Here is a 7,171-nt window from a genome sequence, read left to right on the forward strand (position 1 = left end):
CGCCTACGCCTCCCTGCGCACCTCCACCACGCGGAAGCGGTTGGCGACGAAGGCGGCGTCGCACAGCGCCGCGTTGGCCGCCGGGTTGCCGCCGGATCCGTGGAGGTCGGAGAAGGCGGCCGTCTGGTTGACGAAGACCCCGCCGGTCAGGTTGAGGGAGAGCTGGGCGCACTCCTCCAGGCAGACCTCCTCGACCGCCCGCTCCACCTCCGCCGAGGTGGTGTACGCGGCGACCGTCATGGCGCCCTTCTCCCGGACGGTGCGCCGCAGCAGCTCCACGGCGGCGTCGGCGGAGTCGACGGCCACCGCGAACGAGACGGGGCCGAAGCACTCCTCCAGGTAGGCCGGGTCGTCGTCGGACTTGGCCGCGTCGAGGCGGACCATCACCGGCGTGCGGACCACGGCGCCGGGGAAGTCCGGATGGGCCACCTCGCGCGAGGGCAGCACCACCTCGCCCAGCTCGGCCGCGGCCTCCAGACGCGTCCTGACGTCCGGGTTGACGATCGCGCCGAGCAGCCCGGCCGCCCGGGCGTCGTCGCCGAGCAACTGGGAGACGGCGGCCGCCAGGTCGGCCGTCACCTCCGCGAAGGAGCGGTGGCCCTGGTCGGTGTCGATGCCGTCCCGGGGGATCAGCAGGTTCTGCGGGGTGGTGCACATCTGGCCGCTGTACAGCGAGAGGGAGAAGGCCAGGTTGGAGAGCATGCCGCGGTAGTCGGCGGCCGACTCGATCAGCACCGTGTTGACGCCGGCCTTCTCGGTGTAGACCTGCGCCTGGCGTGCGGTGGTCTCCAGCCAGTCGCCGAAGGCGGTGGAGCCGGTGTAGTCGATGATCCGGATCTCCGGGCGCACCGCCAGCGTCTTCGCCAGGCCCTCGCCGGGCCGCTCGGCGGCCAGGGCGACCAGGTTGGGCTCGAAACCGGCCTCGGCGAGCACCTCGCGGGCGATGCGCACGGTGAGCGCCAGCGGCAGCACGGCCCGCGGGTGCGGCTTGACCAGGACCGGGTTGCCGGTGGCCAGCGAGGCGAAGAAGCCGGGGAAGCCGTTCCAGGTGGGGAAGGTGTTGCAGCCGATCATCAGCGCGATGCCGCGCGGCACGGCCGTGAACTCCTTGGTCAGGCGCAGCGGGTCGCGCTTGCCCTGGGGCTTGCTCCAGTCGGCCGAGCCCGGCACCCGGGTCTGCTCCTGGAAGGCGTGGGCGACCGCCTCCAGCCCGCGGTCCTGCGCGTGCGGACCGCCGGCCTGGAGGGCCATGACGAAGGCCTGGCCGCTGGTGTGCATCACGGCGTGCGCGAACTCGTGGGTGCGGGCGTTGATCCGCTTGATGATCTCCAGGCAGACCAGGGCGCGCAGCCGCGGTCCGGCGTCCCGCCAGCCGCGCATGCCCGCCCGCATCGCCGGGAGCAGCACGTCGACGTCCGGATGGGGGTAGGTGATGCCCAGCGCGACGCCGTAGGGGGAGGTCTCGCCGCCCACCCAGTCGTCCGTGCCGGGCTGGTCGAGCTCGAAGCGGCTGCCGAGGAGGGCCTCGTGGGCGGCCTGGCCCTCCGCGGCGGACAGCGTGCCGTTCTCCCCGTACGCCTTGGGGTGTTCGGGATGGGGCGACCAGTAGGCGCGGGTCCGGATGGCCTCCAGCGCCTGGTCGAGGGTGGCCTGGTGGCGGTCCGCGAGTTCGGCGGCGGTGAGGCCGCCCTCGCCGGACGGGGTCGTGGCGGGGACGTGCGCGGTCGGTGCGGTGGCCATGGGTGGACCCACCTCCTCCTCGGACCGGCTCCTCGTCGAACCGGCGCGCTGGGCAGGAACAGAAGGACAGGGCTAGAGTAACCGAACGATCGGTCGGGACAAGGGGGTCCGCCGCGGCTGTGGACAACCCGGTGCGGGAGGATCGCGCTCATGACAGCACTCGACCTGAACAGCCCCGTGGCAGTAGTCGGTTCCGGCACCATGGGCCAGGGCATCGCCCAGGTCGCACTGGTCGCCGGACACCCCGTCCGGCTCCACGACGTCGCCCCCGGCCGGGCCGGGCGGGCCGTGGCCGAGATCGTGGCCCGCCTGGACCGGCTCGTCGAGAAGGGCCGTCTCGCCTCCGCCGACCGGGACGCCGCCCGTGGCCGGCTGGAGGCCGTCGGAGCCCTCTCCGAGCTGGCCGGATGCGGCCTGGTGGTGGAGGCGGTCCTGGAGCGCCTGGACGTCAAGCAGCAGCTGTTCCGCGATCTCGAGGAGGTCGTCGGTGAGGACTGCCTGCTCGCCACCAACACCTCCTCCCTCTCCGTCACGGCCATCGGCGGCGCGCTGCGCCTGCCCGGCCGCTTCGTCGGACTCCACTTCTTCAACCCGGCCCCGCTGATGCCGCTGGTCGAGGTGGTCTCCGGGTCCGCCACCGACGCCGGGGCCGCCGGCCGCGCGCTGGAGACGGTGCGGGGCTGGGGCAGGACGCCCGTGGCCTGCGCCGACCAGCCGGGCTTCGTCGTGAACCGGATCGCCCGGCCGTTCTACGCCGAGGCCTTCGAGCTGTACGAGACGCGGGCCGCCGACCCGGCCACCGTCGACGCGGTGCTGCGCGAGAGCGGCGGCTTCCGGATGGGCCCGTTCGAACTCACCGACCTGATCGGGCAGGACGTCAACGAGGCGGTCACCCGGTCGGTGTGGGAGTCCTTCTTCCAGGACGTCCGCTTCCGTCCCTCGCTCGCCCAGCGCCGTCTGGTCGAGTCCGGCAGGCTCGGCCGGAAGTCCGGGCACGGCTGGTACTCCTACGCGGAGGGCGCCGAGCGTCCCGAGCCGCACACCGCCGGCCCCGAGGAAGCGCCCAGCCACGTCATCCTCCTGGGTGACCTCGGCCCGGCGGCTGACGTCGTCGAGCTGATCCGCGAGGCCGGCATCGACCTGCGCGTCGAGGATGAGGGCTTCGCGGCCGAGGAGGAGAAAGGCCGCCTGGTGCTGCCCGGCGGCGGCACGCTGGTCCTGGCGGACGGTGAGACGGTCGGTGAGTACGGCCCGGACCTGGTCTCCTTCGACCTCGCGCTGGACTACCGCGCGGCCACCCGGATCGCTCTTGCTGCCTCCCCGGTCACCTCGCCGGACACCCTCGCCGAGGCGGTGGGCCTCTTCCAGGCGCTGGGCAAGAAGGTCAGCGTCGTCGGCGACGTGCCCGGCATGATCGTCGCCCGGACGGTCGCCCGGATCATCGACCTCGCCTTCGACGCGGTCGCCCGCGGCGTGGCGGGTGAGGAGGACGTCGACACCGCGATGCGACTCGGCGTCAACTACCCGCTCGGCCCCTTCGAGTGGAGCCGCCGGCTCGGCGACGACTGGGCCTACGGCGTCCTCGACGCGGTGCACGAGCGGGAACCGTCCGGCCGCTGCGCCCCGTCCCTCGCGTTGCTGCGGCACGCGTTCACCGCGGCCAAGTGACGGAAGGCTTCGCGATGACCACACCCAAGCGTGACACCTACACGCCGGACTCGCTGCTCCAGGTGGCCGTCCAGGTGTTCAACGAGCGGGGCTACGACGGCACCTCCATGGAGCACCTGGCCAAGGCGGCCGGGATCTCCAAGTCGTCCATCTACCACCATGTCTCCGGCAAGGAGGAACTGCTCCGGCGGGCGGTGAACCGGGCGCTCGAAGGCCTCTTCGGCATCCTCGACGAGCCGCAGGCCCGGGAGGGACGCGCCGCGGACCGCCTGGAGTACGTGGTGCGGCGGATGGTCGAGGTGCTGATCGCCGAGCTGCCCTACGTGACGCTGCTGCTGCGGGTGCGCGGCAACACCGGCACCGAGCGGTGGGCGCTGGAGCGCCGGCGCGAGTTCGACCACCGGGTGGCGGAGCTGCTGAAGAACGCGGCGGCGGAGGGCGACGTGCGGGGGGACGTCGAGGTGCGGCTGGCCACCCGGCTGGTCTTCGGCATGATCAATTCGATCGTCGAGTGGTACCGCCCGGACGGGCGCACCGGCGCCCGCCGGGAGGTCGCCGACGCGGTGGTCCAGCTGGTCCTCACGGGGCTGCGCGGCTGACGGCCTCCCCTCACACCGGGTTGTGCGGGCTCTCGATGTCCTCCACCTCGAAGACCAGCAGGGTCCGGGTGGAGAGCACCTCGGGCATGGAGTGCAGCCGGGTGAGCACCAGCTCCCGGAGCGCCCGGTTGTCCGGGGCGTGCACCAGCATGAGGACGTCGAAGTCGCCGCCCACCAGTGCGAGGTGCGAGGCCCCGGGCAGCGCGCGCAGCCGCTCGCGCACGGTGCGCCAGGAGTTCTGGACGATCTTGAGCGTGATGTAGGCGGAGGTGCCCTGACCGGCCCGTTCGTGGTCGATCCGGGCACCGAAGCCGCGGATCACCCCGTCCTCCATCAGCCGGTTGATCCGCGCGTAGGCGTTGGCCCGGGAGACGTGCACCCGCTCGGCCACCGACCGCACGGACGCACGGCCGTCCTTCTGCAGCATCCGCAGAATGTCCTCGTCTATGGCGTCCAGGACCCTCGGAGGGGGCAGCGGGCGGGGGCTCGCGGCGGGCGCCGGGGCGGCACCTTCCTCCGGGCCGTCGGCCATTTGTTCAGGTCGCATGCTTCCCCGCCTCCCTCCCCTGGACACCGTGCCTCCATCTCAGGTTGTGCAGAACCGTTTGTCCACAGGCTGAAGCCGCCTGTAGCCAAATTGCGCCGACGACCGAACAATCGGTAGGTGAGGTGCGTCACACCCGGCGGCCTCGTCAGCCACTCCCACGAGGAGGTGCCGTCATGACGGTGATGGAGCAGCGGGACACCTACCGCCCCGCCCCGCCGCCCGCCTGGCGACCGCGCACGGACCCGACGCCCCTGCTGCCCGACGCCGAGCCCTACCGCGTCCTCGGCACACCGGCCGCCGACGAGGCCGCCGCGGCCGATCCCGGTCTGCTCCGCCGCCTGTACGCCGAGGTGGTGCGCGGCCGCCGCTACAACGCCCAGGCCACGGCGCTGACCAAGCAGGGCCGCCTTGCCGTCTACCCGTCCAGCACCGGCCAGGAGGCCTGCGAGGTGGCCGCCGCCATGGTCCTCGCCGACCAGGACTGGCTGTTCCCCAGCTACCGGGACACCCTCGCCGTGGTCGCCCGGGGCGTCGACCCGGTGGAGGCGCTCACGCTGCTGCGCGGTGACCGGCACACCGGCTACGACCCGTACGCGAACCGCGTGGCCCCGCTGAGCACCCCGCTGGCCACCCAGCTCCCGCACGCGGTCGGCCTGGCCCACGCCGCCCGGCTCAAGGGCGACGACGTGGTGGCCCTGGCGATGATCGGCGACGGCGGCACCAGCGAGGGCGACTTCCACGAGGCGCTCAACTTCGCCGCCGTCTGGCAGGCTCCCGTGGTCTTCCTGGTGCAGAACAACGGCTTCGCCATCTCCGTCCCGCTGGCCAAGCAGTCCGCTGCGCCCTCCCTCGCCCACAAGGCCGTCGGGTACGGCATACCGGGCCGGCTGGTCGACGGCAACGACGCGGTCGCGGTCCACCAGGTGCTGACCGAGGCCGTCCGGCACGCGCGCGAGGGCCGCGGTCCGGTCCTGGTGGAGGCGATCACCTACCGCGTCGACGCCCACACCAACGCCGACGACGCGACCCGCTACCGCGAGTCCTCCGAGGTGGACGCCTGGCGCGACCACGACCCGGTGCCGCTGCTCGAGCGCGAGCTGACCGCGCGCGGCGTGCTGGACGAGGACGCGATCCGCGAGGTCCGCGAGGCCGCCGAGGCGATGGCCGCCGACCTGCGGGCCCGGATGAACCAGGATCCCGAGATCGACCCCATGGAACTCTTCGCCCACGTCTACGCCGAGCCCACGCCCCAGCTGCGGGAGCAGCAGGAGATGCTGAGGGCCGAGCTGGAGGCCGAGGCGCACTCGAAGCGGGAAGGAACGGCCCGATGACCACGGTCGACACCGCCGTCGACACCACCGTCGCGGTCAAGCAGACGCCGATGGCCCAGGCGCTCAACCGCGCTCTGCGGGACTCCATGGCCGAGGACGCCTCGGTGCACGTCCTCGGTGAGGACGTCGGCACCCTGGGCGGCGTCTTCCGGATCACCGACGGGCTCGCCGCCGAGTTCGGTGACGACCGGTGCACCGACACCCCGCTCGCCGAGGCGGGGATACTCGGCACCGCCGTCGGCATGGCCATGTACGGGCTGCGGCCGGTGGTCGAGATGCAGTTCGACGCGTTCGCCTACCCGGCCTTCGAGCAGCTGCTCTCGCACGTCGCGAAGATGCGCAACCGCACCAGGGGCGCGATGCCGCTGCCGATCACCGTGCGCGTCCCCTACGGAGGCGGCATCGGCGGTGTGGAGCACCACAGCGACTCCTCCGAGGCCTACTACATGGCGACTCCCGGACTCCACGTGCTCACGCCGGCCACGGTCGCCGATGCCTACGGCATGCTGCGGCAGGCCATCGCCTCCGACGACCCGGTGGTCTTCCTGGAGCCCAAGCGGCTCTACTGGGGCAAGGACTCCTGGGACCCGGAGGACCCCACCCCGGTCGAGCCGATCGGCAGGGCCGTGGTCCGGCGGACCGGGCGCAGCGCCACGCTGATCACCTACGGCCCGTCGCTGCCGGTCTGCCTGGAGGCCGCCGAGGCCGCCCGGGCGGAGGGCTGGGACCTGGGCGTGGTCGACCTGCGGTCGCTGGTTCCGTTCGACGACGAGACGGTCTGCGCCGAGGTGCGGCGCAGCGGGCGCGCCGTCGTGGTCCACGAGTCGGGCGGTTTCGGCGGGCCGGGCGGGGAGATCGCGGCGCGGGTCACCGAGCGGTGCTTCCACCATCTGGAGGCGCCCGTTCTCAGGGTCGCCGGATTCGACATCCCGTATCCTCCGCCGATGGCGGAGCGGCATCACCTGCCCGGCGTGGACCGGATTCTGGACGCGGTGGGACGGCTGCAGTGGGAGGCGGGCGACTGATGGCCGAGGTATTCGAGTTCAAGCTGCCCGACCTGGGCGAAGGGCTGACCGAGGCCCAGATCGTGCACTGGATGGTCGAGGTCGGCGACGTGGTCGCCGTCGACCAGCCCGTCGTCGAGGTCGAGACGGCCAAGGCGATGGTGGAGGTGCCCTGCCCGTACGGCGGGGTGGTCACCGCGCGGTTCGGCGAGGAGGGCGGCTCCCTTCCGGTGGGCGCCCCGCTGCTCACGGTCGCCGTGGGCGCGGACGCGGGCGGCGGCA

The 7,171-nt window shown here is 72.9% G+C and carries 7 protein-coding genes; 5 read left to right on the forward strand and 2 right to left on the reverse strand.

Annotated features, from left to right (window positions below):
• Nucleotides 1-3: 3 nt before the first annotated feature.
• Nucleotides 4-1,740, reverse strand: coding sequence for a phenylacetic acid degradation protein PaaN (gene paaN / locus HW445_RS13845; protein WP_180221325.1), 1,737 nt, complete (start codon nt 1,738-1,740; stop codon nt 4-6).
• 150 nt (nt 1,741-1,890) lie between these two features.
• Between paaN and HW445_RS13850 the strand changes: the two genes are divergently transcribed.
• On the forward strand, nt 1,891-3,408 hold the full coding sequence (locus tag HW445_RS13850; RefSeq protein ID WP_180221326.1) for a 3-hydroxyacyl-CoA dehydrogenase: 1,518 nt from the start codon (nt 1,891-1,893) through the stop codon (nt 3,406-3,408).
• Nucleotides 3,409-3,422: 14 nt separating this feature from the next.
• Nucleotides 3,423-4,007 carry a TetR/AcrR family transcriptional regulator gene (locus tag HW445_RS13855; RefSeq protein WP_180221327.1) on the forward strand — a complete coding sequence of 195 codons (585 nt, stop codon included), beginning with the start codon at nt 3,423-3,425 and terminating at the stop codon, nt 4,005-4,007.
• A gap of 10 nt (nt 4,008-4,017) precedes the next feature.
• Here the strand turns inward: HW445_RS13855 and HW445_RS13860 are convergent, their stop codons facing one another.
• The gene (locus HW445_RS13860; RefSeq protein ID WP_374939645.1) at nt 4,018-4,554 is read right to left on the reverse strand and encodes an Lrp/AsnC family transcriptional regulator; all 537 of its coding nucleotides are present in this window, start codon (nt 4,552-4,554) and stop codon (nt 4,018-4,020) included.
• A gap of 173 nt (nt 4,555-4,727) precedes the next feature.
• Here HW445_RS13860 and pdhA point away from each other — a divergent pair, with 173 nt between their 5' ends.
• From pdhA to HW445_RS13875, 3 genes are all read left to right on the forward strand, one after another.
• The gene (gene pdhA / locus HW445_RS13865; RefSeq protein ID WP_180221328.1) at nt 4,728-5,885 is read left to right on the forward strand and encodes a pyruvate dehydrogenase (acetyl-transferring) E1 component subunit alpha; all 1,158 of its coding nucleotides are present in this window, start codon (nt 4,728-4,730) and stop codon (nt 5,883-5,885) included.
• Nucleotides 5,882-6,910 (forward strand): alpha-ketoacid dehydrogenase subunit beta, encoded by a 1,029-nt coding sequence (locus HW445_RS13870; protein ID WP_180221329.1) that lies wholly within the window; start codon nt 5,882-5,884, stop codon nt 6,908-6,910. The genes pdhA and HW445_RS13870 overlap by 4 nt, the downstream gene beginning before the upstream one ends.
• Nucleotides 6,892-7,171, forward strand: a 280-nt coding sequence (locus tag HW445_RS13875; protein ID WP_308799090.1) for a biotin/lipoyl-containing protein, incomplete at its 3' end; no start/stop codon positions are given. The genes HW445_RS13870 and HW445_RS13875, both read left to right, overlap by 19 nt.

Source organism: Streptomyces sp. UH6 (assembly GCF_013421635.1).
Lineage (GTDB): Bacteria > Actinomycetota > Actinomycetes > Streptomycetales > Streptomycetaceae > Streptomyces > Streptomyces abyssomicinicus.